The sequence below is a fragment of the Ruegeria sp. HKCCD9138 genome (genome assembly GCF_057220975.1).
In genome coordinates this window covers 292,730-318,548 of sequence record NZ_JBWVAZ010000004.1, presented here as the reverse complement: position 1 = coordinate 318,548, position 25,819 = coordinate 292,730, and the positions used below count along the sequence as shown (strand labels likewise).

At 56.9% G+C, this 25,819-nt stretch carries 27 protein-coding genes; 14 read left to right on the top strand and 13 right to left on the bottom strand.

From position 1 onward, the window contains the following. Positions 1-24: 24 nt before the first annotated feature. The gene (locus AC2TEL_RS09590) at positions 25-1,287 is read left to right on the top strand and encodes a DEAD/DEAH box helicase (RefSeq protein ID WP_480903404.1); all 1,263 of its coding nucleotides are present in this window, start codon (positions 25-27) and stop codon (positions 1,285-1,287) included. An 84-nt stretch (positions 1,288-1,371) separates the two neighbouring features. On the opposite strand, the gene mltG is transcribed toward AC2TEL_RS09590, so the two are convergent. The 7 genes from mltG to fabD form a co-directional block, all read right to left on the bottom strand. Continuing rightward, a complete protein-coding gene (gene mltG, locus AC2TEL_RS09585; protein WP_480903403.1) occupies positions 1,372-2,529 on the bottom strand; it encodes an endolytic transglycosylase MltG in 1,158 nt (385 codons plus the stop codon). Continuing rightward, positions 2,530-3,795 carry a beta-ketoacyl-ACP synthase II gene (gene fabF, locus AC2TEL_RS09580; protein WP_480903402.1) on the bottom strand — a complete coding sequence of 422 codons (1,266 nt, stop codon included), beginning with the start codon at positions 3,793-3,795 and terminating at the stop codon, positions 2,530-2,532. A gap of 208 nt (positions 3,796-4,003) precedes the next feature. Beyond that, entirely contained in the window at positions 4,004-4,747 is a 744-nt protein-coding gene (locus AC2TEL_RS09575) for a 1-(5-phosphoribosyl)-5-[(5-phosphoribosylamino)methylideneamino]imidazole-4-carboxamide isomerase (protein ID WP_480843147.1), read from the bottom strand. 123 nt (positions 4,748-4,870) lie between these two features. Beyond that, positions 4,871-5,410 carry a GNAT family N-acetyltransferase gene (locus tag AC2TEL_RS09570; protein ID WP_480843148.1) on the bottom strand — a complete coding sequence of 180 codons (540 nt, stop codon included), beginning with the start codon at positions 5,408-5,410 and terminating at the stop codon, positions 4,871-4,873. Between the two features lie 137 nt (positions 5,411-5,547). Further along, complete coding sequence (locus tag AC2TEL_RS09565; RefSeq protein ID WP_008756330.1) at positions 5,548-5,781, bottom strand: acyl carrier protein; 234 nt, start codon at positions 5,779-5,781, stop codon at positions 5,548-5,550. 209 nt (positions 5,782-5,990) lie between these two features. After that, positions 5,991-6,728 carry a 3-oxoacyl-[acyl-carrier-protein] reductase gene (gene fabG, locus AC2TEL_RS09560; RefSeq protein ID WP_480843149.1) on the bottom strand — a complete coding sequence of 246 codons (738 nt, stop codon included), beginning with the start codon at positions 6,726-6,728 and terminating at the stop codon, positions 5,991-5,993. A 43-nt stretch (positions 6,729-6,771) separates the two neighbouring features. Continuing rightward, positions 6,772-7,710 carry an ACP S-malonyltransferase gene (gene fabD / locus AC2TEL_RS09555; RefSeq protein WP_480903401.1) on the bottom strand — a complete coding sequence of 313 codons (939 nt, stop codon included), beginning with the start codon at positions 7,708-7,710 and terminating at the stop codon, positions 6,772-6,774. Between the two features lie 175 nt (positions 7,711-7,885). Here fabD and AC2TEL_RS09550 point away from each other — a divergent pair, with 175 nt between their 5' ends. Further along, on the top strand, positions 7,886-9,112 hold the full coding sequence (locus tag AC2TEL_RS09550) for a cytochrome b/b6 domain-containing protein (RefSeq protein ID WP_480903399.1): 1,227 nt from the start codon (positions 7,886-7,888) through the stop codon (positions 9,110-9,112). Between the two features lie 58 nt (positions 9,113-9,170). On the opposite strand, the gene AC2TEL_RS09545 is transcribed toward AC2TEL_RS09550, so the two are convergent. Both AC2TEL_RS09545 and AC2TEL_RS09540 read right to left on the bottom strand, forming a co-directional pair. Further along, entirely contained in the window at positions 9,171-9,755 is a 585-nt protein-coding gene (locus tag AC2TEL_RS09545; protein ID WP_480903397.1) for a YceI family protein, read from the bottom strand. A gap of 126 nt (positions 9,756-9,881) precedes the next feature. Continuing rightward, the gene (locus AC2TEL_RS09540; protein ID WP_480843153.1) at positions 9,882-10,400 is read right to left on the bottom strand and encodes a hypothetical protein; all 519 of its coding nucleotides are present in this window, start codon (positions 10,398-10,400) and stop codon (positions 9,882-9,884) included. A gap of 269 nt (positions 10,401-10,669) precedes the next feature. Between AC2TEL_RS09540 and rpsF the strand changes: the two genes are divergently transcribed. The 6 genes from rpsF to AC2TEL_RS09510 all read left to right on the top strand — a co-directional run bounded on the left by rpsF (position 10,670) and on the right by AC2TEL_RS09510 (position 14,504). Continuing rightward, on the top strand, positions 10,670-11,023 hold the full coding sequence (gene rpsF / locus AC2TEL_RS09535) for a 30S ribosomal protein S6 (RefSeq protein WP_480843154.1): 354 nt from the start codon (positions 10,670-10,672) through the stop codon (positions 11,021-11,023). A gap of 27 nt (positions 11,024-11,050) precedes the next feature. Further along, positions 11,051-11,278, top strand: a complete 228-nt coding sequence (gene rpsR, locus AC2TEL_RS09530) for a 30S ribosomal protein S18 (protein ID WP_005608650.1) — start codon at positions 11,051-11,053, stop codon at positions 11,276-11,278. A gap of 12 nt (positions 11,279-11,290) precedes the next feature. Beyond that, positions 11,291-11,911, top strand: a complete 621-nt coding sequence (gene rplI / locus AC2TEL_RS09525) for a 50S ribosomal protein L9 (RefSeq protein WP_480903395.1) — start codon at positions 11,291-11,293, stop codon at positions 11,909-11,911. A 153-nt stretch (positions 11,912-12,064) separates the two neighbouring features. Beyond that, complete coding sequence (locus AC2TEL_RS09520) at positions 12,065-12,550, top strand: transglycosylase SLT domain-containing protein (protein ID WP_480903393.1); 486 nt, start codon at positions 12,065-12,067, stop codon at positions 12,548-12,550. A 278-nt stretch (positions 12,551-12,828) separates the two neighbouring features. Next, complete coding sequence (locus AC2TEL_RS09515) at positions 12,829-13,530, top strand: autoinducer binding domain-containing protein (RefSeq protein WP_480903391.1); 702 nt, start codon at positions 12,829-12,831, stop codon at positions 13,528-13,530. Positions 13,531-13,649: 119 nt separating this feature from the next. After that, a complete protein-coding gene (locus AC2TEL_RS09510; RefSeq protein WP_480903389.1) occupies positions 13,650-14,504 on the top strand; it encodes an acyl-homoserine-lactone synthase in 855 nt (284 codons plus the stop codon). A gap of 100 nt (positions 14,505-14,604) precedes the next feature. Here AC2TEL_RS09510 and tig read toward each other — a convergent pair whose 3' ends face one another. The 3 genes from tig to AC2TEL_RS09495 all read right to left on the bottom strand — a co-directional run bounded on the left by tig (position 14,605) and on the right by AC2TEL_RS09495 (position 19,209). Beyond that, a complete protein-coding gene (gene tig, locus AC2TEL_RS09505) occupies positions 14,605-15,936 on the bottom strand; it encodes a trigger factor (RefSeq protein WP_480903603.1) in 1,332 nt (443 codons plus the stop codon). Positions 15,937-16,121: 185 nt separating this feature from the next. Then, on the bottom strand, positions 16,122-17,258 hold the full coding sequence (locus tag AC2TEL_RS09500; RefSeq protein WP_480903387.1) for a porin: 1,137 nt from the start codon (positions 17,256-17,258) through the stop codon (positions 16,122-16,124). 307 nt (positions 17,259-17,565) lie between these two features. Further along, the gene (locus AC2TEL_RS09495) at positions 17,566-19,209 is read right to left on the bottom strand and encodes an NAD(P)H-hydrate dehydratase (protein WP_480903385.1); all 1,644 of its coding nucleotides are present in this window, start codon (positions 19,207-19,209) and stop codon (positions 17,566-17,568) included. A 169-nt stretch (positions 19,210-19,378) separates the two neighbouring features. Here AC2TEL_RS09495 and AC2TEL_RS09490 point away from each other — a divergent pair, with 169 nt between their 5' ends. The 5 genes from AC2TEL_RS09490 (at position 19,379) to AC2TEL_RS09470 (ending at position 23,572) form a co-directional block, all read left to right on the top strand. Then, positions 19,379-19,717, top strand: a complete 339-nt coding sequence (locus AC2TEL_RS09490) for a P-II family nitrogen regulator (protein ID WP_480903383.1) — start codon at positions 19,379-19,381, stop codon at positions 19,715-19,717. 34 nt (positions 19,718-19,751) lie between these two features. Further along, positions 19,752-21,158 (top strand): type I glutamate--ammonia ligase, encoded by a 1,407-nt coding sequence (gene glnA, locus AC2TEL_RS09485; RefSeq protein ID WP_480843162.1) that lies wholly within the window; start codon positions 19,752-19,754, stop codon positions 21,156-21,158. Between the two features lie 145 nt (positions 21,159-21,303). Then, on the top strand, positions 21,304-21,582 hold the full coding sequence (locus AC2TEL_RS09480; RefSeq protein ID WP_480843163.1) for a hypothetical protein: 279 nt from the start codon (positions 21,304-21,306) through the stop codon (positions 21,580-21,582). Positions 21,583-21,672: 90 nt separating this feature from the next. Continuing rightward, complete coding sequence (locus AC2TEL_RS09475; protein ID WP_480843164.1) at positions 21,673-22,467, top strand: lytic murein transglycosylase; 795 nt, start codon at positions 21,673-21,675, stop codon at positions 22,465-22,467. Positions 22,468-22,666: 199 nt separating this feature from the next. Next, the gene (locus tag AC2TEL_RS09470; RefSeq protein ID WP_480843165.1) at positions 22,667-23,572 is read left to right on the top strand and encodes a hypothetical protein; all 906 of its coding nucleotides are present in this window, start codon (positions 22,667-22,669) and stop codon (positions 23,570-23,572) included. 35 nt (positions 23,573-23,607) lie between these two features. Here the strand turns inward: AC2TEL_RS09470 and AC2TEL_RS09465 are convergent, their stop codons facing one another. Then, positions 23,608-24,351 carry a heme-dependent oxidative N-demethylase family protein gene (locus AC2TEL_RS09465; RefSeq protein WP_480903381.1) on the bottom strand — a complete coding sequence of 248 codons (744 nt, stop codon included), beginning with the start codon at positions 24,349-24,351 and terminating at the stop codon, positions 23,608-23,610. A gap of 124 nt (positions 24,352-24,475) precedes the next feature. On the opposite strand from AC2TEL_RS09465, the gene dddP reads away from it, so the two are divergent. Continuing rightward, positions 24,476-25,819, top strand: a complete 1,344-nt coding sequence (dddP, locus tag AC2TEL_RS09460; RefSeq protein ID WP_480843167.1) for a dimethylsulfonioproprionate lyase DddP — start codon at positions 24,476-24,478, stop codon at positions 25,817-25,819.

The following is a 25,819-nucleotide window of genomic DNA, read 5'->3' as shown; positions in this document are numbered from 1 at the left end:
CCGCGGATTACAAAGGATAGCTACTTGTACGACTTCGACATGCTCGGCCTTGCGCCAGCCCTGAACGACGCGCTGAAACGCGCGAATTTTTCTCAACCGACCCCAATTCAGAACCAGGCAATACCGCTGGCCCTGAATGGCCATGACATCCTGGGTCTCGCCCAGACCGGTACTGGCAAAACACTCGCCTTCGGCTTGCCTCTGATCGACCACTTGCTGGCGCAACCCGGCAAACCGGATCCCAAGACGGCGAAGGCACTGATCCTTGCCCCGACCCGTGAACTGGTCAACCAGATCGCCGACAGCCTGCGCAATCTGACACAGAAAACCAAACTGCGCGTCGCCACCGTGGTCGGCGGACAGTCGATCAACAAACAGATCATGTTTCTCGCCCGCGGCACCGACATTCTGGTCGCCACCCCGGGCCGCCTTATCGACCTGATGGAGCGTGGAGCCGTTGACCTTGGTTCTGTTCGCCATCTGGTTCTGGATGAAGCAGACCAGATGCTCGATCTGGGCTTCATCCACGCCCTTCGCAGAATTGCACCCGCGCTGGGCACGCCCCGTCAAACCATGCTGTTCTCGGCCACCATGCCCAAGCAGATGGAGGAACTGAGCCGCGCCTACCTGACCAATCCGCAGCGTGTGCAGGTTTCGCCTCCGGGCAAGGCTGCTGATAAGATCACCCAGTCTCTGCACTTCGTCAGTAAACCCGACAAACCTGCAAAACTGCGGGAAATCCTGTCGCAAGATACAGGCGCCCTTACTCTGGTCTTCGCACGAACCAAACACGGCGCAGAAAAGCTGATGAAAGGGCTGGTTGCCGATGGCTTCAACGCTGCGTCAATCCACGGCAACAAAAGCCAGGGACAGCGTGACCGCGCAATCAAAGCTTTCCGCGCAGGTGAAATCAACATCCTCGTCGCCACAGACGTGGCTGCCCGTGGTATCGACATCCCCGGCGTCGCCTATGTGTTCAACTACGATCTGCCAGAGGTGCCTGACAACTATGTCCACCGCATCGGCCGCACGGCGCGCGCCGGACGCGAGGGTCAGGCCATCGCGTTCTGTGCCCCCGATGAGCTCGATCAACTGCGCCAGATCCAAAAACTGATGAAGATCGAAATCCCGGTTGCCAGTGGCACCATGCCCGAGTTTGCGGAACCCAAAAAACCGGCGCGTCAGCAGCGCAATCGCCGTCGAGGTTTCAAGCCCAAGCCCAACTCTGGCGCACAACAGCCCGCACCGAACAAGCGCCGCCGTCCGCGTCGCCGGTCGGCTGCCTAAAACAAAATCTCATCGGCAAGGCATCTGCCCGCCGATCAGATTAGTTTCTACCGTTTTCAGGAAGCGGACCCACCCGGGTCCGCATCAATTACCCGAATTTCGCTGGGCTTCGATTTCCCGCCATTTCGCAACATTGCGGTTGTGCTCTTGCAGCGTTTCCGCAAAGGCGTGACCGCCTGTACCATCGGCGACAAAAAACACAAAATTGGTGTCGTCCGGGGCCACCGCCGCCTCCAGGCTGGCCAGCCCGGGATTGGCGATCGGTGTTGGCGGCAAACCATCGATCAGGTACGTGTTCCAAGGTGTTGCACGCCGAAGCTCACTTCTTCGCAAACCACGCCCCAAAGTCCCTTGCCCTTTGGTTACACCATAAATAACCGTTGGGTCCGTCTGCAGCTTCATTCCCTGGTTCAAACGGTTCACAAATACGCTGGCCACCTGTCTGCGCTCTTCCGGAACGCCCGTTTCCTTTTCGATGATCGAAGCAAGGATCAGCATCTCTTCCGGGCTTTCAAGCGGCAGCCCTTCTTGGCGCGCTTCCCATACTGCGTTGATCCTCAGCTGCTGCTTTTCCGCCATATCCTGTAGAACGGCGTTGCGATCCTCTCCAGGCGTGACTTCGTAGCTATCCGGTGCCAACATCCCTTCCGGCGGGATTTCCGCCACTTCGCCGGCCAATACGTCCACCGATTTCAGCGCTTCAACAACCTGCCAGCTGGTGACACCTTCTGCGAGCGAAACACGATACCGGGTATCTGCTTCATCGCGTTTCTTAGCGTAGATTTCCGGGGCTTCCTCTTCCCCTACTTCGAATGCGGCGATTTCGACGAAGTTCAAGGTGGCAGGGTCCAACTCGCGCACACGCGTTTGCATACGGTTGATACCGATGCGGTACTCGATTTCTGTACCGCAGGTGCTTGCACCGCTGCGTGTGATCTCGTCAACGATCTGCTCCATCGACGCGCCCTCGCGCACCAGAAAGCTGCCGGCTTTCAGCTGCTGGGCCTTGTCTGAGTAATCCGCTGCCATCCGGAAAATCATTGCGTTGCTGATGGCGCCCTGATCCTCAAGATCGCGGCTGACCCGCGTCATGTTGGATCCGCTTTTGACCTGCAGACATATAGCGGTTTCCAGCGGGCCCTCAGCCTTGTATTGCGATTGCCCCCACAGGATCAGACCGCCCATCAGAAACAGGCCGACCACCAGGATGGTCAGCGCGTTCGATGCTAAGGCCCGCCACATTTAACCGACCTTTCCGAAGATCACACTTGCATTGGTGCCGCCAAACCCGAACGAGTTCGACAGCGCCACGCTGATTTCCCTTTCGCGCTTGGCGTTCGGCGCGAGGTCCAATGGCGTTTCCACTGCTGGATTGTCCAGGTTGATCGTCGGCGGCGCGACCTGGTCGCGGATGGCGAGGATCGAGAAAATCGCCTCGATCGCGCCCGCAGCACCAAGAAGGTGACCGGTTGCGGATTTGGTCGAACTCATCGTTGCGTTTGCGGCGTGCTCACCCAGCAGGCGCTCCACTGCACCCAACTCGATTGTATCCGCCATGGTCGATGTGCCATGCGCGTTGATGTAATCCAGATCCTTCGGCTCAAGTCCGGCACTGCGCAGCGCCGCTTTCATCGATCGTTCAGCCCCGTCGCCGTCCTCGCTGGGTGCGGTGATGTGATAGGCATCACCCGACATGCCATAACCCAGAACCTCAGCGTAGATCTTCGCTCCTCGTGCCTTTGCGTGTTCGTAGTCTTCAAGCACCACGATCCCGGCGCCCTCGCCCATTACAAATCCGTCCCGATCAATATCATAGGGTCGGCTGGCGGCCTTTGGATTGTCCGCATATTTGGTCGACAATGCCTTGCACGCGTTAAAACCGGCAATTCCAATTTCGCAAATGCAACCTTCGCCACCACCGGCAATCATGACATCGGCATCGCCCGAACGAATGATGCGGCTGGCATCTCCGATGGCGTGAGCACCTGTCGAGCAAGCCGTGACCACCGAGTGGTTCGGCCCCTTGAACCCAAACCGGATCGACACCTGACCCGATGCCAGGTTGATCAGCGCGCCCGGAATAAAGAACGGGGACACCCGGCGCGGACCCTTGTCGCGGATCAGGTTCGCGGTTTCGGCAATCGACCCAAGCCCGCCGATCCCGGAGCCGATCAAGACACCTGTGCGCAGACGATCCTCTTCGTCTTCGGGCAACCAACCGGCGTCCTTGCAGGCCATCTCGGCCGCAGCAATCGAATAGAGAATGAAATCCTCGATCTTGCGCTGTTCTTTCGGCGGCATCCAGTCGTCCGGGTTGAACGTCCCGTTTGTGCCATCCCCTCGGGGTACTTCGCAGGCATAGGTCGTGGTGACCCCGCTTGCCTCGGCATCAAACAGGGTGATCGGGCCCGCGCCGGATTCTCCGTCCAGCAGCCGTGACCAGGTTTCCTCGACCCCACTGGCCAAAGGAGTGACCAATCCCAGACCGGTAACAACGACTCTGCGCATGAAATGCCTCTTGCCTGCTTCCTGTTATGAGAACCGCTCATACCCCGGCCCGGGGTCCGGGGGCAAGAGCTTCGGCATAATCCATACCGGCATCATGTCGCTCAATCCACCAAAAGCGGTCCTGATTAATCGGGAAAGATCACAACAAACAAAGACCCACCCCACGTCACAATCGGACGTGAGGCAGGCTGGGTTGCTTGTGATGAAATTACTGGAACTGGGCTACCGGCTCGTGCGCAGTTTTTGCGACCGCCAATGCTTCTTCCACCGTCAGTGTCTTGCGGAACAAAGCTCGACCAACAATCGCGCCCGAGATGTTGTGGATATACGCCAAACGAGAAATATCGTCGGCCGTGCGCACCACACCGCTGGCGATGACAGGGGTACGGGACTTTTCCGCCAATCCCGAAATCAGCCCCAGCTGCGCCTCGACATCTTCCATGTCGCTGTCAATGTCCGTGACCACGATTGCCGAGAATGGCGCATCGGCGAAAGCTTCGATGAAAGCATCCGGGGTAAACGCGCTTTGGCTGCGCCACCCTTCGGTCATCACATAGCCTTGCCAAACGTCAACGGCCAGAACGATCTGATCGGGATAGAGCTTTGCCAATTCCTTGACCAGATGGGGATCAAACGCCGCCAGCGTTCCAACGACGACACGCCCTGCGCCCTTGTCGATCCAGTGTTCGATCCGCTCGCGAGTGCGCATTCCACCAGCCAACTGAACGGGCATCTCAGCCGAACGAATTATCTCTTCGATCAGTTCAACATTGGTGTCCCGCCCTTCGATCGCATCGAAATCGGTCAGGTGCATCCATTCGGCCCCTGCCGCAGACCAGCTGCGCGCAGTCTCGACCGGGTCCACGTGCCAGATCATCGGCTCGTCCAGACGGCCTTTCTCGAGGGTCACGCAGCGACCGTTCTGCAACTCCATCGTGGGGTAAATCATCATGACCCAAATCCTCCGCTGAATCATTCTGCAACTTCACGATACCATACACGCAGAGTCCGGCGTCAAATCTCATAAGATCGGCAAAGTCGAGTCATTTTGCGGCATTGCGGCAGAGGACGTGTTTCACGCCAAAGCAGGAGGGCCGTTCCGCCGAAACAGATGCACCGGAGTATTCCTATACTCGGCTTCGCGCAGCAGCTCATACCCAAGTTTCAATGCAAGGTTCTGAGATACCGTGTTTTCCGCATTGACCATCGCCACCAGAGGTCCCGGAATGACCCTATCGAACCACTCATGGGCTGCCTTCGCGGCTTCATAGCCGTATCCCTGCCCCTGGCCTTCCGGCGCCAAGACCCAACCGGCCTCCGGGAACGAGTCGAAATCCGATCCCAAACAACGATTTCCATAAAAAAAACCGGCCTGACCTATCAATGTGCGATTCGACTGAAGCACAACGCCCCACTGACCAAATCCAGTCATCTGCCAGTGCCCGGCATTGCGCAGAAAGGAATCCCACGCCTCGCCCCTTGTTCGGGGCGTGCCGCCAACATGGCGCACAACCTCGGGGTTGCTCCAGATTTCAGCGAACCGCCCGAAATCCTCGGGCCGCATCGCGCACAGCGTCAGGCGCGCCGTGTTTATCATCGGGGTGGATCTTATCATGCCCTTGCCCGCTCGAAATATGCCTCACGGGTCAGACTGCGAACCACCTGTTCCGCACGCAAGAATAAATTCTGTCAGGCCATAAAAAACGGCGCCTCCGTTGCCCGGAAGCGCCGATTTTTTCAACTCCGAAGCTCTTAGGAAGCTTCGCTGATGAATTTGACCGCGTCGCCGAAGGTCTGGATGGTTTCGGCTGCGTCATCTGGGATCTCGATGCCGAACTCTTCTTCGAAGGCCATGACCAGCTCAACAGTGTCCAGGCTGTCGGCACCCAGATCGTCGATGAAGGACGCGTTTTCCGCAACCTTGTCTTCTTCCACACCCAGGTGCTCAACAACGATCTTTTTTACGCGATCTGCGACGTCGCTCATATCTATTCCTCATTCCATTTCAGGGCGATCCGCCCGGTTCTGCCCTTGCCCGATCGGGTTGGCCTTTATGTGCCCGTTCCGGGCGTTTGGGTCCCGGATGCCCGGGAAATCAGAGAACCGGCCTATTCGACCGGTTCCTACGCATGTGCGCCGCCTATAGCACAGACAACGCCCAAGGCAAACGCTTTCGCGCCAACCCCGAATTGCGATTACAACATGGCCATACCGCCATTCACATGCAAGGTGCTTCCGGTAACATAGCCTGCCTCGGGGCTGGCCAGATACAGAACAGCCGCCGCGATTTCACCCGGTTCGCCCATGCGACCCGCGGGAACCTGCCTGAGCAATCCGGCCTTCTGATCATCGGTCAGTTTTTCGGTCATCGCTGTCGTGATAAAGCCCGGGGCCACCGCGTTCACGGTTATTCCACGCGTCGCCACCTCATGCGCCAATGCCTTGGAAAACCCGACCATACCCGCCTTTGAGGCGGCATAGTTCGCCTGACCGGGGTTGCCGATCGCACCAACCACGGACGAGATGTTCACAATCCGGCCCCAGCGTGCCTTCATCATGCCGCGGATGACGCCTTTGCACAGCTTCATGGTCGCCGTCATGTTCACATCAATCACGCTCTGCCACTCTTCATCCGACATCCGCATGAACAGGTTGTCCCGCGTGATGCCCGCATTGTTGACCAGGATATCGACCGATCCCATTGCCTCGGCAGCCTGTTTCGGCAGCGCCTCGACAGCGTCCGGGTCGCTCAGGTTGCAAGGCAGGACGTGCGCACGCTCGCCCAACTCATCTGCAAGCGCCTGCAGCGGTTCGACCCGCGTGCCGGACAATCCAACGGTTGCGCCCGCACCGTGCAGAGCACGGGCAATATCGCCCCCTATACCGCCCGACGCGCCAGTGATCAGCGCGTTCTTACCTGTCAAATCAAACATTCGGTTTCCCTCTTGTCTCGTCGTTGTTGACGCAGTCTTTAGGTTACTCTTCGACCTGAACGGCCTTTTGAACATCTTCCGGAGATCCAACCGCTTTGCCCGCAATGGCGCGGTCGATCTTTCGGATCATACCGGACAGCGCCTTGCCGGCACCGATCTCCCAAGTCTCGGTCACGCCCTGCACCGCCATATACTGAACGCTTTCACGCCACCGAACCGAACCGGTGACCTGTTCGACGAGGAGTGTGCGGATCAAGTCCGGATCGGTGACCGCTTCGGCCCGAACATTGGCAATCAGAGGAACCGCCGGCGCTTTGATCTGAACATCGGCTAAAGCCTCGGCCATGGCATCGGCGGCCGGTTGCATCAGCGCGCAGTGGAAAGGAGCGCTGACCGGCAGCATCACTGCCCGCTTCGCGCCCTTCTCTTTGGCGATTTCGGCTGCACGCTCAACGGCAGCCTTCGCGCCTGACACCACAACCTGTGTCGGATCGTTGTCGTTGGCCGCCTGGCACACTTCACCCTGCGCGGCCTCCTCGGCCACCGCGCGCACAGCGTCCAGATCCAACCCAAGAATGGCGGCCATCGCGCCCTCGCCCACCGGCACGGCACTTTGCATGGCCAGCCCGCGGGTCCGCAACAAACGGGCCGTATCGCCAACCGATAACGAGCCCGCAGCAGCAAGCGCCGAGTATTCTCCCAAAGAATGCCCCGCCACAAAGACCGCATCGGTGATCGCAACACCTTCTGCCTCAAGCGCGCGCATGGCCGCCATCGAGGTTGCCATCAGCGCAGGTTGCGCGTTTTCGGTCAGGGTCAGATCTGCAATATCACCATCCCAGATCAATGTGCTCAGCTTTTCACTCAGGGCTTCGTCGACCTCATCGAAAACGGCCTGGGCGGCCGGGTATGCCTCGGCCAGAGCTTTGCCCATTCCTATGGTCTGGGCGCCTTGCCCGGGAAAAACGAACGCGCGTGTCATTGTTGCCTCTTGGATGTCGTCAGGTTGCGGCGGGGTGTAAACTGACTGACCGTCTGGCACAAGCGTTGCCTGCTTTCTGCATTCGGGCACCATTGCTGTGCGTTCTCTCATACTTGTGTCAATTCCCGCCAGCTTTACGTTGAGCGCAACCACCGAATCCCGGAGCGTTCAATCCATGGCATCGACCAATTCCTTTTCCAGTTACGGTAGCGTAACTAAGACCTTTCACTGGCTGACGGCCTTGTTGATCTTCACCGCGCTTCCGCTGGGTTTTGTCGCCGAAAACCTGGCACATGCGGTATTTGACCCGGCAGTTCCGACAACCGAGGACGACATCACCCGGGCGGCACGCGTGTTCTCGGTACATAAAACCGTCGGTGTTTCGGTTTTCTTTGTCGCGTTGGCCCGAATCCTCTGGGCAGCAACGCAAACAAAACCCGGTCTTCTGAATGCCGAGAACAAGCCTGAGGCCTTCGCCGCCGAAACCGTGCACTGGGTGCTTTATGCCTCGCTCGTTCTGGTGCCGCTGACGGGATGGATTCACCACGCCTCGGCCGAGGGGTTTGCGCCCATCCTTTGGCCATTCGGACAAAACCTGCCCTTCATTCCCAAGTCGGCGGCCCTGTCAGAGTTTGTTGCCGACCTGCACTGGCTGTTCATCTGGCTGCTGCTTGGCGCACTGGCCCTGCACATTCTCGGTGCGTTGAAGCATCATGTCGTCGACAAGGACAGCACTCTCAGTCGGATGCTGCCGGGCCGCGCCGACGCACCTGAACCGCCTCAGCAGGAACACTCCGCCCTTCCCGTTATGGCTGCATTGGTTGTCTGGATCGCGGTTCTGGTCGGCGGCTGGTTTGCGGGCGTTTTCACTCACCATTCTGATGCAGACACCGACACGGCCGAACTGACCGAGGTTCAGTCTGAGTGGCAGGTTCAGGACGGTACCCTGTCGATCACAATCACACAGCTTGGAAGCCCGGTGACCGGCACATTTGCCGACTGGACAGCAGCCATCGCTTTTGAAGAACCCACTGAGCTAGGCCTCGCAGGCTCGGCCGACGTCACCATTGCGATTGGCTCTCTGAGCCTGGGCACGGTCTCGGATCAGGCCAAAGGCGCAGACTTCTTTGATGCCTCCAGCTTTCCGACCGCCACTTTCAAGGCAGACCTGTACAAAACGGATTCAGGATTCGAGGCCCGCGGGCCGCTGACCATCCGTGACCAAACGCTGGATATCATCTTGCCATTCACACTGGACATTCAGGGCGACACAGCTGGCGTGACCGGGGTCGTTGACCTTAACCGCCTCGATTTCAATGTCGGTGAATCTCAACCGACCGAAGAGTCGCTGGGTTTTGGGGTTGCCGTCTCAATCGAACTGACAGCAACCCGTGCAGAATAAAGAAAACCGCCGGAGCTGACGGCTCCGGCGGTTTCCATTTTGGGGGCTCGGCTCCAAGTTACTCGGCCTTCTGCGCCTCGATCGAAATTTTGACCTCAACCTCGTCACTGACAAATGGTGCGAATTGGCCAAGATCAAAATCGCTGCGTATCAGTGTGGTGGTGGCATCAAAACCGGCCCAGGGTTTGTTGGCCATCGGGTGATTACCCACCTGGTTCAGCTTGGCATCCAGAACGACCGACTTGGTCACACCGTTCATGGTCAGATCTCCGGTGATATTCGCTGTGTTTTCACCAGTGACCTCGATCCCGGTCGACGTGAAAGTGATAAGGTCGCCCTCGGCTGCACCAAAAAAGTCGTCGGTCATAAAGTGATCTTCGCGCGGCTTCCAACCGGTGATCATTTCGACAACGGGCAGGGAAACGCTCACGCTCGACTCGGCCGGATTTTTCTGGTCGAACATGATTTCGCCTTCAAAGCCCGAGAACATGCCGGTCGTGGTGGAATACCCAAGGTGGTTGTATGAGAATACGACCTGGCTGTGGCTGGGATCCAGAATGTACTTCTCGGCATTTTTGTCATCGACAGCAAACGCCGAAGTCGCCGATACGGCCAGAGCAGCAGCAAGAAGGGTGGATTTCATAACAATCTCCGCAATTTTGTGAATGCAAACCGAACGGGTTGCTCGCCAAAGTAAATGTGCCGCCCAAGGGCGGCACACAAGGTCAATTGATTCACAATTTCTGTTCCTTTTTGAACAGATCGGATTTTACGCGAAAATCGGAACGTTTTGGCTCAACTGCCCTTTCAGCGCCCGGCTGACATCCGCCGATTCCAGCGGCAGCTTCATCAGCAGGCTACCGTCCACGTCGAACAGTTCCACCTGACCTTCGTCAAACCTCGCACCTCCCAGCGAGTCATAGCTGCGGCGTAGCACGGTTTGGGGGCGTCCGTTTTCATTCTTCTGCAAAATGCGCACTTCGCGACGGATCGGATCGAAATAGGCATCCGGGCGGGCGTCCAGAATTTCGATGGTCAACAGGCTGACACCTGCGATCAGGAACATAAGTGATGCAGCCAGTTTGATCGGCCAAACGTCGGTTCCCATAACCGATCCGGGCATCAACCACATTGAAAAGGCCGATACGATCATAAAGGCGCCAATGACACGGAAAAGGATCATCCGTGCTTTCCAGTTCGGCGCAAATGTGATCAGAACGGGTACGGATTTGTCAAAAGCGGCGCCGGTCGCGGCTTGCTTGATGGTATTCGTATTCGTCACGGCCATTTGTCTCGCCCTGTCTTTAGTTCCGGTGGTCCGGGTGCTCCCGGCTTAATGAACAACCTCGGGTCGAAAAGCGTCAGGAATTGGGCGGTGCAATGGAAATAGGGCGACTTCACAATGGCATATGTGGCAGGGCTTGCCCCTCGCGCGGAAACGTGTATATGGGGCCATCCTTCGCAATACACATGAATCGCGCAGCCTCTCGTGGCAGGGTCGCGAAGGATCGGACAGCCCGGCCTTTGAAATGCGCCTTGATATAAACAGGAGTGAACATGCCACTGTATGAGCATGTAATGATCGCGCGTCAGGACCTGTCCAACGCGCAGGCCGAAAGCCTGATCGAACACTTTGGCACCGTGCTGTCCGACAATGGCGGCAACCTCGTCGACAGCGAGTACTGGGGTGTCAAGACGATGGCCTACAAGATCAACAAGAACCGCAAAGGTCACTACGCGTTTCTGAAAACCGACGCCCCTTCGGGTGCGGTTCAGGAGATGGAGCGCCTGATGCGTCTGCACGAAGATGTCATGCGCGTTCTGACCATCAAGGTCGACGGTCACGAAGACGGCCCGTCGGTTCAGATGCAGAAACGTGACGACCGTGGCGACCGCCGCGAGCGTCGTTGATCAACGCCTGAGATAAGGACATAAACCATGGCCGCAAAACCATTTTTCCGCCGCCGCAAGGTCTGCCCGTTCTCGGGTGAGAACGCGCCGAAAATCGACTACAAGGACACCCGTCTGCTGCAGCGCTACATCTCTGAGCGCGGCAAGATTGTTCCTTCTCGCATCACCGCCGTTTCGGCGAAAAAGCAGCGTGAACTGGCCCGTGCTATCAAGCGCGCGCGTTTCCTCGCCCTGCTGCCCTACGCCGTGAAGTAAGGAGAGACTGACATGCAAGTTATCCTTCTGGAACGTGTTGCTAAACTGGGTCAGATGGGCGACGTCGTTGACGTCAAGCCCGGCTTTGCCCGCAACTTCCTGCTGCCCCAAGGCAAAGCGCTGAGCGCGTCCGAGGCCAACATTGCCTCGTTCGAAGCCCAGAAAGCGCAGCTTGAGGCCCGCAACCTGGAAACCAAGAAAGAAGCTGAAGCACTGGCTGAAAAGCTGGACGGCCAGCAGTTCATCGTGATTCGCTCGGCGTCCGATGCTGGTGCTCTGTACGGCTCGGTCACTCCGCGTGACGCTGCAGACGCCGCGACCGAGGCCGGCTTCACCGTCGACAAGAAGCAGATCGCTCTGGTCGCGCCGATCAAGGAGCTGGGCCTGCATTCGGTAGCAGTTAACCTGCACCCCGAAGTCGAAGTTGAAATCAAGATGAACGTCGCCCGTTCGGAAGAAGAAGCCGAACTGCAGGCATCTGGTAAATCGATTCAGGAACTGGCTGCTGAAGAAGAAGCCGCCGCTGAATTCGAGATCTCCGAACTGTTCGACGACATCGGTTCGGCCGCTTCGGAAGACGAAGAGCTGGTAACCGAAGAAGCTCCGGCCGAAGAAGACGAAGCAAAATCCTGATCGGGCTGCCATCGAGAAAATTTGGGGCCGCGCTGTTTCAGCGCGGCCTTATTTTTTGCACGTTTTGCGCGCAGGTTTCTGCCTGATCAACGCCTTTAGCTTGCGGCCCGGTCCTGCCCGCCTAATATCGCCGCAATGTCCGGGAGAGTTTTAATGACAAATACCTTTCGCCGCAGTCTGCTAACCATTCTGTTGCTGGCACCTCTTGCCGCCTGCGGCGGACCCAACACGGCAGACCGCGCTGATACATTTAATCCTCCGCTTTATCCAAACGAAACACCCGAATTGCGGGCCTCGATCAACAAATGGGCGGATGAATACGACATTCCACGCGAGTTGGTCCACAAGCTTGCAATCCGGGAAAGTACGCACCGACCCTGGGCTGTAAACCGCCCCTATTATGGGTTGCTGCAAATCCTCCCGGCAACCGCTCGTTCCATGGGATACAAGGGCAATGCCCAAGGGCTGCTGGACGCCGACACTAACCTGGAATTCGCCGGAAAGTACCTGCGCGGCGCCTGGCTGCTGTCCGACGGCGACCAACAGCGCGCCATTTTCCTGTATGCCAAGGGCTATTATCCCGAGGCCAAGAAACGCGGAATGCTGGTAGAAACCGGTCTGGTCCCAGCTGCCGAATAAGCTTGAAAAACGCGCAAAACCAACCAAAAATGCACGCATATCAAGGTTGATCAATACCGGTTTTCCGTACCTCCAGCCGGGTATCCACTGAACGCCGCACCAAAAACTTAATAAAAACGTGCAATTAGAGAGCATGTTTCTCTAAAAGGCAGACATTTACCACATCTTCTTGTCATATACCTGAAAATATGGTGTTTTAAACAGCGCTAGGAGGGTGGGAGAATTTTGCCTGGCGTAATTGGGGTCGCCCGTACCGTCGGGTTTAGGTAGTTAACCTTATGGAAATTGTAGATCTCAGCACCCTTCCCCAAGAGGATACTCATTACGATGAGTTCCTTAAGCAGGTCTGCGACAAATACGAGATGGATCATGCCGCATATGCGGGCATGAACCCGGCTGCCGGCACCATACATGGGCATGTGACCTATGGGGACGACTGGAAAGTCCATTACCAGGAACAGGGCCTGCACCTGATCGATCCGACATTGCACATGAGCCAGCGCAGCATTGCTCCGGTGGACTGGAGCCGGCTGGAACGTAGCAAGAATTTTCAACGGGTATTCCGGGACGCTCATGACTTCGGGATTCCGGATCAGGGCATTACCATTCCGGTTCGCGGCCCCTATGGCGATATCGGATTGCTGAGCGCAACACGCGATTGCAGCCGCGAAGAATGGAAAAAACTCGTCCCCAACGTTATCAGCGATCTGCAGTCGCTGGCTGTGCATATTCATGACAACGTCATGACATCCGACGCCCTCAGCCGGATGCTGTACCACCCCACTCTGTCAAGCAGAGAGCTGGAGATACTTCAGTGGGCCGCAGCCGGAAAATCGCAGCAGGATATCGGAGACATTTTGTCCATTTCGCACCGCACGGTTGAGGTGCATTTGCGGTCCGCGCGCGAGAAACTGAACGCGCTGACAACGCCACAGGCGGTCGGACGGGCAATTGGAATCGGGTTAATTTACCCTGGCTAAAGCCAAATTCGCAAATTTTTGGGCTTGAAATGGCCGAGATTACGGGAAACCCCCAATAGATTCGCTGTGGGAAACCGGTAACGTTACTGTCACCGACATACCACTCGAAGGGGGATGATATGATCTTAGTAGTTGACGGGCTGAACAGACATCTGTTCAGCGAGGTTCTCGACGACATGTTCGAACTGAGGGCCAGGGTTTTCGGGGGACGTCTCGGTTGGGACGTTAACATCGAAGATGGCAAGGAAATCGATCAGTTCGATCACCTGGATCCTGCATATGTGATCGGCCTCGACGACGGGGGGAATGTCGTCGCTGCCGTGCGTGCACTCCAGACCACAGGTCCGCACATGCTGTCAGATGTATTCTCGGCTATTCTGTGCGGCGAGGCACCGATCCGCAGCGCCACGATGTGGGAATCCACACGGTTCTGCGTCGACACGCAGCGTCTGACACGCGGTAAAGAAAAGAACTCGGTGTCCTATGCCACCTGCGAACTGATGATCGGCTCGCTTGAATACGCTCGCAGCGCGGGTATTCAGGATATTATTACCGTGATTGATCCGGTTATGGATCGCGTTCTCAAACGGTCGAACTGCGCGCCTTACGACTATGTCGGAAAGACTGTGCCAATGGGCAAGGTCCCGGCGCTGGCAGCGTTGCTGGATTGCACGGAAGAGCGCATCTCGAACATTCGCGAGTTTGCCGGCATCCACGAGGATGTGTTCATCGATGAAGAAAACGCGCTGGCAATGTTCGAAGCCAAGAAGGCCGCGGAAAAAAGCCCGGCCAATCGCGACCATAAGCCACTGACCGAACTTGAGAAATACTTCGTGGAGCAGATGAGCGCTGCCCAGACCGAAGCCGAAAAGGAGGCGGTTCTCAAGTTGATCGAGGAACTTACGGACAGATTCACGCCAGAGCAAAGGTCCGCTCTGCTCGGAACCCCCCGTGCTTTTGCTAATGAGGCCTGACCCCCTCACCTCATGAGTTCAAAAGCCACCCATGCGGAGCCGTCCAAGGTCAGACGGCTCCGCTTTTATTTTGCCCCTTTGGGAGAAAGGGAAAAGTGGGTTATTCCACTTCCAGCGCTTCAACGGCCTTTTGCAGATCGTCTTTGCTGACTTCTTTGTCAGTCACCTGCGCCAGTTCGAAGACATAATCGACAACCTTGTCTTCGAAGATCGGTGCGCGCAATTGCTGCTGCATCTGAGCGTTCTGCTGCACGAATTCGAAGAACTGACGCTCCTGGCCCGGGTACTGACGCGCCTGATTCATGATCGCCTGAGTCATTTCGGAATCGGTGACTTCAACCTCGGCCTTCTGGCCCAGCTCGGCCAGCAGCAGGCCCAGACGCACACGACGCTCGGCCAGTTTGGTGTGCTCTTCGGTCGGCTCGATCGGGTCGTGATCGTGGCCTTCAACCTCGGGGTTTTCTTCATGCCACAGCTGATGCGCGATTTGCTTTGCCTCAGCGTCGACCAGCGATGGCGGCAGGTCGAAGGACACTTTCTCGTCCAGCGCATCCAGCAAGGCACGCTTCATGACAGCACGTGCGGCGCCGGCATATTCAGCTTCCAGACGCTCTGAGATCTGACTTTTCAGAGCGGCCAGGTCCTCTGCGCCGAATTTCGTGGCCAGTTCGTCATCGATTTCGGCCGCAACCGGTTCCTTCACCTCCTTGATGGTGCAGGTGAACACAGCGTCTTTGCCGGCCAGGTGCTCGGCACCGTATTCGGCAGGGAAAGTAACCTTGACGTCTTTCACTTCTTCAGCTTTGACGCCGACCAGCTGCTCTTCGAAGCCGGGGATGAAGCTGTTCGACCCCAGAACCAGCGGATAATCTTCGGCCGATCCGCCCTCGAACTCTTCGCCGTCGACCGAACCTACAAAGTCGAACACGATCTGGTCGCCATCCTTGGCTTTCGAGCCCTTGCGGCGCGCTTTGAAGTTCTGTGCGGTTTCCGCCAGATTGTTCAGCGCCTCTTCAACGGCAGCGTCATCGGCTTTGACAACCAGCTTCTCCAGCTCGAGCGATTTCAGGTCAACTTCAGGGATTTCAGGCAGCGCTTCATAGGACATCGCGACCTCGACATCGTCGCCTTCTTTCCAGTCCTCGTTGGTCATCTTGACCTCGGGCTGCAGCGCGGGGCGTTCGCCGCTGTCCTCGAAGTGCTGGTTCATCGCGCCGTCGATGGATTCCTGCATCGCTTCGCCCAGCAGGCGCTGGCCAAACTGCTTCTTCAGCAGTGCCATCGGCACCTTGCCCTTGCGGAAACCCTTCATTTCGATTTCAGGCTGCGCCTCAGTCAGTTTCTCGTTGACCTTGTCGTCCAGCTCGGCTGCGGTCACAACAATGTTGTAGCCGCGTTTCAGACCTTCGTTCAGCGTCTCGGTTACCTGCATTATGGTAGTCCCCATAGGATTCGGGGCGCGCAAAAAGGGCGCGCCGGGCAAATTTGACGCCTTCTATTTGCCCAGCCGCCCGCGTGCAAGAGGCAAAGGTCTAATGAGCCTTCATTTGCCGTCTTATCGGACAAAAAAACGCCCCGGATGAAACCGGGGCGCGTCCAGTTGACAGGGAAACAACGTCAGAACTTCCAGAGTGCCCCCAGCACCCAGGCCTCGTTTTTGTCGAACGAGGACGTGCTGTCTTCAAAGTCATGCACGCGGTACTTGAGATAGGCTTCGGTATTGATGCTCTTGATTTCCTGAATGACGGCAATACCCCATGCGCTGGTCGAGGAACCGGTGCTGTTGAAATCCGCACCATCATAGTAGTCGATACCGAAGCCGGTTTTACCCCAAGCTATCAGGTTGTCTTCCTCGTAGCCTATCTTGCCGTAGAAATAATTCGGATCGCTTGCTCCGGCCCGCTCATCATCGCGGTTACCTGCAGCGACCGTGAAACTCAGGCCACTTTTCAATAGAACCGAAGCCGACCCGATCACATCCTTTCGGTTGCCCGAGTTGTCGGCACGGTCGCGCACCGCATAGGCCAGGCCACCCTTGACCAAGGCTCCGCTTGCAAGCGTTCTGTCATAGTACAGCGCCGCGTCATAGTAGTCATCGTCGTCGCTTGAGGACAGAATGTTCTGGCCGTACGCAATTGCTGCCCTGAAGCCGCCACCGAATTCAGGCGTGTCATACCGAACCCGCCCCCTGCGAGAGCCATCGAAATCGTCGCTGCTGTCGCCAACTGTAATGTTGCTCAGCATGCCGTTCACATTTCGATAGAAAAAGCCCGAGTTTTCATCATTGGTAAACGCATAGAGCGCCGTACCAACATAAGAGGCATCAACTTCAGCCGCACCGTCCGAGGCCATACTGCCCTGCCCGGCTGAAACTTTACCCCAGTCCTCGTTTCCAAGTGCAAAATCCACGTGGCGGATATCTTCGCGCGTCCAGCCACTGAAATTCGTGCCGAGCTGGCTCCATTCACTGGAATTTGGCAGACCCAACCCGGTTTCGAAACGAAATGTAAATTCGTTGCTGCCATATGGTTGCAACAGGCGCAGCCCGACCCGGCTGTTCGACAGATTATGATCCAGAACCCGTGTCTCGGTCTGCTGCCCGTCATCCACCGAGATCAGGGCCGGGTGCAACTGACCGTATAACAGCACATAGCCACCGCTGTTGTTGTCATACTTCAGCTCGGCGGCTGCGGGAATTGCCGTCGTCGCGGCCAGAATCGCCGCGATGGAAGTTCGCTTTAAACTCACTGTCATGTCGTCCACCATGAATGGTTCGGGTTGTTACATACTGCCAGATGATCACAAAAATTTGTGTTTCCAGAGATGGCCCATTCAAGTTCTGCCTTCATTGCTTTTCAGCCACAGCCCTCTCAAAAAACCGTGGCGATTATTTCTCATTATCAATGCTTTAAAGCTTAGGTACGATGAAACCGATGCCAAGCCCAAGGAAATTCTGACGCCGAGCTCTGCGTCTTGCAAACACCCGCCATGCATGTGCCGGGACACAGCGGCGAAAGCTTGCCACTTTTTGCAGCCTTCGGCCATTTATCGCCGATCATTACTAGATATCAAGTTCTCTGAATACGGCAGGAAGCTGCTCGGGCAGGTCTTCCGCAATCAGACCCGGGCCAAACGTTAGTGCGCATTCAACGTGCAGCCAGGCAGCCGTTTCAGCGGTTTGCATGGGTTCAAATCCCCGCGCCAGCAACCCGGTGATAAATCCGGCAAGAACGTCGCCGGAACCCGCTGTCGCAAGCCACGGTGCAGAACGCTCGTATTGGGCCGAATTGATCGCACACCGCCCGTCGGGCGCGGCTATCACCGTGTCGGGCCCCTTGAACAGAACCACACACCCAGCCCGTTCTGCCGCCTCGCGGGTTGCGTCCACCTTGGAATAGGCCGGGCCTTTTTCCGGAACTGCGGACAGTTTTCGGGCGATATCGGGAAAAAGCCGTGCAAACTCGCCGGCATGTGGCGTGAGGACACAGTCCTCATGCAGAAGGTCGAACAGAGCTTCAGGATCATCTTCAAAAGCAGACAAGGCGTCGGCATCGAGCACAGTGCCACGGCCAGCCGCAAGTGCCGCAGGAACCAAAGCCGACGCGCGCTCCATGCCGAGCCCCGGTCCCAGACACAGCGCATTCAACCGTTCATCCTGCAAAACGCCGGACAAGGCATCCGCATCCTCAATCCGGCGCAGCATGATCGCCGTAATCTGGCTCGCCACCTCCAACTGCGCCGAAGGAGGCACTCCAAGTGTTACCAGCCCCGCCCCCGTCCGCAGAGCCCCACGCGCCGCCAACCGCGCCGCACCTGTTGCACCCGGCCCACCCGAAAGCACCAATACGTGCCCGTGCGCGTATTTGTGACCTGTCCGGCCTTTCTCCAGCCAGCTGCGTAACGGTTGCCCCACCAAGGTCACGACATCACCATTGTCAACATCGGATTTCAGCCCGATATCTTTGACAACCAGCCTGCCGCAATACACGTGTGCCTCGTCAAGCGTGTGTCCGGTTTTCCTCGAATGGAACGTCACGGTGAGTGCCGATCTGGCACAGCGCCGCCCATGTTCCGGAAAAACGCCACCCAGAACCTTACCTGAATCCGAACACAGCCCCGACGGCATATCTATCGCAACTGTACGCGGCGGCACTATCTCCGTACCGGCCCCGCTGTCGCGCATATCCCATGCGGTTTCGGCATCATCATGCGCCCAGAGGACCTCACATAGTGCAGGATCATCCACCGGCCGTGTAAGACCCGTGCCGAACAGCGCATCAACCTGAAGGTCCGGATGCGGTATTCTGGCTTCAGCCAGATTGTTGACATCGACGACGCGGCCCCGCCACCGTTCGAAATTCGTCCTGGCATCCGGTGGTAATTTCGAAGGATCACCATGCAGAAGAACTTCTACATCCCATCCCATGTCATGCAGCAGTCGCGCAACGACAAAGCCGTCTCCACCGTTGTTGCCCGGCCCGCACAGCACGACACCCTGCAACGGCTGGTCTTCATCTTTTCCCAAATACTCCGGGGAGCGCGAGGGGCTGGCCCCTCGCCTTTTCAGCTCCGGCCACTCTTCGAAAATAGCCTCGACAACACCGCGACCGGCGCGTTCCATCAACTCCAGACCAGTCACCTCACCGGACTCAATCGCCGCCTGTTCTAACGCCCGCATCTGTGCCGCTGTCAGCAATTCCGTCATCTCAAACCCCTGCGCGATTCAATTTCGATTACTTTTTGTGCAACACGGCTAAAAAATAACCCACCACCTGATTTCAGTGCATCGGATTGCGGCCAATTCCGCAATCACATTGCCGCACGATCTTAGACGTGATCAGTGCGGTCGTGACAACCATGTGAGGTGAGCCGGGATGAAAAAGATCGAAGCGATCATCAAGCCGTTCAAACTGGACGAAGTGAAAGAGGCATTGCAGGACGTCGGCATCCAAGGCCTCAGCGTGATCGAGGTAAAAGGGTTCGGCCGTCAAAAGGGCCACACCGAACTGTATCGCGGTGCGGAATACGTTGTCGACTTTCTGCCCAAGGTAAAGGTCGAAGTCGTTCTGGACGACGATCAGGTCGATGCAGCAATCGACGCCATCGTCTCGGCCGCAAAAACTGACAAGATCGGCGACGGCAAGATCTTCGTCTCGCTCGTTGAACAAGCCATTCGCATCCGTACCGGTGAGACCGGTTCGGAAGCACTGTAACAAGACCAATCTTCAAATCAGAGGAAACAAGAGTATGAGCAAGGACGCAGTTCTTCAGCTGATCAAGGACGAAGGCGCCGAATACGTCGATGTTCGCTTTACCGACCCGCGCGGCAAGTTGCAGCACGTGACCCTGATGGCCGACCAGGTTGACGAGGACTTCCTGGAAGAAGGCTTTATGTTCGACGGTTCGTCCATTGCGGGCTGGAAGTCGATCGAAGCATCGGACATGAAGCTGATGGTCGACACCGACAGCGCCTATGTCGATCCGTTCTACGCCGAAAAAACCATCTGCGTACATTGCTCGGTTGTCGAGCCCGACACTGGCGAAGCTTATGAGCGTGATCCGCGCGGCACCGCTCAGAAAGCCGAAGCATACCTGAAGGCATCAGGCATTGGCGATGCAGCATTCTTCGGTCCCGAAGCTGAATTCTTCCTGTTCGACGACGTTCGTTTCTCGAACACTATCAACAAAGTATCGTACGAAGTTGATGCAACCGACGCATCGTGGAACACCGACACCGAGTACGAGATGGGCAACATGGGCCATCGTCCGGGCGTCAAGGGTGGTTACTTCCCGGTCAACCCGATTGACGAAGCACAGGACCTGCGTTCTGAAATGCTGTCGACCATGAAGCGTCTGGGCATGAAGGTCGACAAGCACCACCACGAGGTTGCGTCCTGCCAGCACGAACTGGGCCTGATCTTCGACAGCCTGACCAAGCAGGCCGACGAGCTGCAGAAATACAAGTACGTCATCCACAACGTTGCGCACGCCTACGGCAAATCGGCTACGTTCATGCCGAAACCGATTGCAGGTGACAACGGCACCGGCATGCACGTGAACATGTCGATCTGGAAAGACGGCAAACCGCTCTTCGCGGGCGACAAGTATGCTGACCTGTCGGACGAAGCCTTGTGGTTCATCGGCGGAGTTCTGAAGCACGCCAAAACCCTGAACGCCTTCACCAACCCGTCGACCAACAGCTACAAGCGTCTGATCCCGGGTTTTGAAGCCCCTGTTCTGCGCGCCTATTCGGCCCGAAACCGTTCGGGTTGTGTCCGTATTCCGTGGACCGAAAGCCCGAAAGCCAAGCGCGTCGAGGCTCGCTTCCCCGATCCGGCCGCAAACCCCTACCTGGCGTTTGCCGCGTTGTTGATGGCCGGTCTGGACGGCATCAAGAACAAGATCGATCCGGGCGAAGCCATGGACAAGAACCTGTACGATCTGCCTGCCGAAGAACTGGCTGATATCCCGACCGTTTGCGGCAGCCTGCGTGAGGCTCTGGAAGCTCTGGCATCGGATCACGACTTCCTGCTGCAGGGCGACGTGTTCACCAAGGACCAGATCGACGGCTACATCGCACTGAAGATGGAAGAGGTCGAAACCTACGAGCACACCCCGCACCCGGTTGAGTACGGCATGTACTACAGCTGCTAAGCACAAGGTTAGCGGAAAAACGGAAGGGCGCCATTTGGGCGCCCTTTTGTTATTCCAGGGCTGACACCGTCAAGCACCTTGACTGGCGCGCGAGAACGTAACAGCTTTTCCGCATTGAACAGTTTATTTGCCCGAGGAAAAAGCAATGCGTCTGATGCTGAAATTCACGATCCCGGTTGAAAAAGGCAATCAGGCTGAAAGGGACGGCACCTTGGGGCAGGCAATTGACGCACTGGTGAAAGAGGTCAATGCCGAAGCGGCCTATTTTGCGCTTGAGCACGGGAAACGCATGGGCATCGTGGTATTTGAAGAAAGCGATCAGGCCCGCATGCCAGTCATCAACGAGCCATTGTTCGCTGCTTTGAACGCATCAATCGAGATTCAACCCGTGTTGACTGCGGAAGACCTGCAGCGCGGATTATAGGCTGTCTTTGAATTGCCTGGGCCAGTGTTCTTTCATCACACCAAATGCACCAACCCGACGGGAGTTTTCTGCTTCCACAGGATAAAACGCATGTCGCGCCTCGCTTTGCTACTTGTTGCTGCTCTCACCCTGCCCATTGCGGCCTTGGCCGCACCATGCGGGAATACAGGCAACGGGTTTGAAGAGTGGAAGAAGGACTTCTCCAAACAGGCTCGCAAGGCCGGCGTCAAGAAAAAGGGTTTGCAAGCTCTGGCGCAAGCTCAGTACGCCACCCGCACGATCGCGGCGGATCGCAATCAGAAAAGTTTCAGATATTCGCTGGACAAGTTCATGCAGGTGCGCGGCGCCAACACGATCGTGGCCCAGGGGCGCAAGAGAAAGGCCGCCAATCCACAATTCTACGCCGCGCTGGAACGCCAGTACGGCGTTCCGGCCGGTGTTCTGATCGCCATTCACGGAATGGAAACAGGCTTTGGTAACTTCATGGGCGACAGCCAGATTGTTTCAGCAATCACGACATTGGCCTACGATTGTCGCCGATCCGAGTTCTTTATTCCCCATGCAATTGGGGCACTGAAACTGGTCGATGCAGGCAGCATCACAGTGGCAACAAAGGGGGCAAAACATGGCGAACTGGGCCACACTCAGTTCCTGCCCGGCAATGCGCTAAAGTATGGTGTGGACGCCACCGGTGACAGGCGCGTGGATTTCTACAATATGACCGACGCATTGGCCTCGACCGCGAATTTCCTGCGAAAGAAAGGGTGGAAACCGGGTCGGGGCTACCAACCCGGGCAACCGAATTTCGAGGTGATAAAACAGTGGAACGCCGCAACTGTTTATCAACAGTCCATTGCCATTATGGCACTACGAATCGACAACTAGACCGATCCGGTTTCGGTCACAGCCTGCCCCAGTTTTAGCCACATTGCTGCCACAGTAATCACAGGAAGCCTTAATTCCTTTGGTTTCCAAGGCGTAATCAATGTTGCCGAATTTTGATTTTTTTCCATTTTCGTCAAATTCTCCCCCTTATCGCTGGATAACATCTTGTTTCAGAAAGAACGCGACAAAGGAAAATGCTGTGACTGCAAAGCACAGATACCATGGTGGCCTTCAGTTCAGCGGCGACGCTGACAAAGCGCTGGAGCGGTTCAGCGATATCGTTGCAACCACGCTGGAAGACTACGGCCATCTGGTTGAACGCAAAGCGTTGCTCAGCGCAACCGAGGCCAGCATCGTCTCAAGCCAATATCTGGTGCGCCTTGCGCTCGAGACTCAGGGTTCTGACGAAACCGACCGTTACGAGCGGATGGACCGGGCTGCCGGCCTCAAGACCCTGACGCGTTCCGCCCCCTCGATTCCCCGCAATCGTCTTTCCCTTACGATATCTCCGGTGTCGGACCTGCTGGATGATACCGAGATATCCGAGATGATGCTGGTTGTGACGCTCTATCGGATGGTCGATATCTGCTCGACCCAGCGGATCGAATGGCTGTCGCCCAATACTGTTCTTACCGTCGAACAGTTTCTCGGCGCTTTCGATTCCTTCAGCCCCCGCAAGCCCCGAGACCGCAGGCAAATATTCAATTCGGTCAGCGGACAGTTTGCTGGCATCAAACTGCCGGAATCCGTTGCAGACGTCGTAGATCCGGTTAAGCCTAAACCGCGTCCGATCAAGCTGACGGACGATCAGCTGCTGAGTATCGCGTTTCGAACTGAACCCGAACCGCCACTGCGGTTGGAAGACCCTGTCTCTGCGCAGGACGACGTTGAGCGCCCCAGCGATATTTTGCGTTTGACCAGCTGGGGAATGACGGGTGCAGTGGCCAGCATTTCGGCCCCCATTGCGATCTCAATGGCGGCAGTGAACCTGATCCGCGGCGAGGATTTCCGTCTCAACACACAAGTTCTGGCGCTGACCACAGCCATCTTCGGCCTCAACACCAGCGGTGCGATTGCTGGCGTTGTAAACGCGATCAGCATGTAAAGAAATTACCAAGACCCTCCTAGGAGGCCCCGCCATCAGGCGGGGTTTTCCATTTTTACCAATTGTTCAGCGGGCAAAACATAGGTGTGGATCGAAAACACAACGGCCTGTGTCTGCGGCAACCGCAATAGAGTTTGCCGTTCGCTGCGCAGGTAACGGGCTGATCCCCGATCCCGGATTGTGCGCGGATCTTCGGCGCTGCGAGGCTGAAATAGCTCGGCGTCCTGATACCAAAGCGCGTTGAACCGCCACAACGGACGACCGGGCTGAATGCCATCGAACATTCGCTGAACCCGACGGGCGATATTGGCGTCATAGCTTTCGACGGGTTGGTGAATCCCAATCAAGGGCCGCATGAATTTCTCGGACAGACGCCAACTGGCGGGAAAGCACAGTATGGCTCCGGTCAGAACATGTTCATCGCCCTGCTTTTGCAGAATGCAGAAATCCTCTTGCACCAGATGGCACAGGGTCTCCAGCGGATTGTCCCGATCAATGAAAACGGCAACTCCGTCCGCGCGAGTGGCTCGGTCCGTGGCACCCGGATAGGCGTGCAGCAGAACGGTTTCCAGCAGCTCCTGAGCCGCTGGTTTTGCGGATCGGTCCAAGGCCAGAACTTCGTCGCGGCGCGTTTCCAGCAAGGATTCGCGGAGTTTCATCTGTGCCGCAAAAGCCTCGTCCCGGTGCAGCCAGGTTGCCATAGTTGCAGGCTGAATACCGGGCAACTTTTGTTCAACAAGCGGATCGTAAGGGATTTGGTTCTGTAGAATGGTCTTCATGAGACTGGTCTATCATTCAATCTGTTACCTGTCGGTCTAAAAGCGACTCCCGCCTCGTCGCAAAACACCGCGACGGCAATTCCGTGTTTCTTCACCCTCGGGCCAACAGGTAAGGAGGCGCGCCATGAACCGGCACTACAGGGATACCCGCAAGATTGACCCGACCCGGGGGTCTGTGCTTGGCGACGGTACACCGAACGATAACGACCGGATCGAGATCGGGCCGACTCAACTGGCCTTCTCGGAATGGGCTGCTGCGGGCCTGACATTACCGAACCTCGAAAACATGCGCGAGCATCGCTGGAAACGGTTGACCCAGGGGATTGTTGATCGGGGGTATGGCGGGCTGCTGATGTTCGACCCGCTGAACATCCGTTATGCCACCGACAGCACCAACATGCAGCTTTGGAATACACACAACCCCTTCCGGGCTGTGCTGCTGTGTGCCGACGGATACATGGTGATCTGGGATTACAAGAACTCGCCCTTCCTGTCCAAGTTCAACCCACTGGTGCGCGAACAACGCTCGGGCGCAGACCTGTTTTACTTCGACCGCGGGGACAAGGTGGATGTCGCAGCAGATGTCTTCTCGAACGAGGTGCGCGTCCTGATCGACGAGCACGGCGGCGGTAACAAGCGTCTGGGCGTGGACAAGATCATGCTGCATGGCCTGCGTGCGCTCGAGGCGCAGGGCTTCGAAATCATGGAAGGCGAAGAGCTGACCGAAAAGACCCGCGCCATCAAAGGCCCGGATGAAATTTTGGCCATGCGATGCGCAAGCCACGCTTGCGAAACGGCTGTGGCAGAGATGGAGAAGTTTGCCCGCACCAATGTAGGGAACGGCAAAACCTCCGAGGACGACATCTGGGCGGTTCTTCACGCCGAGAATATTCGCCGTGGTGGTGAATGGATCGAAACCCGTCTTCTGGCCTCGGGCCAGCGTACGAACCCATGGTTTCAGGAATGCGGCCCGCGGATCACGCAACAGAATGAGATCATTGCTTTTGATACCGACCTGATTGGCTCGTACGGCATCTGTATCGACATCTCTCGCACATGGTGGATCGGCGACCAAAAACCGCGCGAGGACATGATCTATGCCATGCAACACGCGCATGAGCATATCATGACAAATATGGAAATGCTGAAACCCGGTGTCATGATCCCGGAACTGACGGCCAATGCGCATAAGCTGGACGACAAGTTTCAGGCGCAGAAATACGGCTGTCTGATGCACGGTGTCGGCCTGTGCGATGAGTGGCCGTTGGTTGCCTATCCCGATAAGGCGGTCGAGGGTTCATTTAATTACCCGCTGGAACCCGGCATGGTCTTGTGTGTTGAGGCTTGCGTCGGCGAAGTTGGCGGAGATTTCTCGATCAAGCTGGAAGATCAGGTCCTCATTACCGAGGATGGTTATGAGAACCTGACCAAATATCCTTTTGATCCGCATTTGATGGGGCTGGCCTAG